Genomic DNA, 340 nt, shown 5'->3' on the forward strand with positions numbered 1-340 from the left:
CTACTACGTCGACAACGTCGGCGATGTGATCATCGAAACCGACAGTTCGCCAACCGCCTATGACCGGGTGTTCTCCTCCATCGATTACACCTTGGGCAACAACGTCGAAAACCTGTTGTTCGTCGGCAGCGCCAACCTGCGCGGGATCGGCAGCGACGTCGCCAACCGCATGACCGGCAACGCTGGCGACAATTACCTCGACGGCGGGCTGGGCGCCGACACCCTGATGGGTGGTTTGGGCAACGACACTTATGTGGTCGACAACGTCGGCGACACCATCAGCGAAACCAGCGCCCTGGCCTACGAGATCGATACCGTCTGGTCATCGCTCAACTGGACG

Annotated in this window: 1 pseudogene; it reads left to right on the forward strand. The window is 60.3% G+C overall.

The features are described 5' to 3' along the window. Positions 1-340, forward strand: a pseudogene (locus B1722_RS29665) (hypothetical protein); the annotation flags it as partial.

The organism is Pseudomonas sp. SCPG-7 (assembly GCF_002156405.1).
GTDB lineage: Bacteria > Pseudomonadota > Gammaproteobacteria > Pseudomonadales > Pseudomonadaceae > Aquipseudomonas > Aquipseudomonas parakoreensis.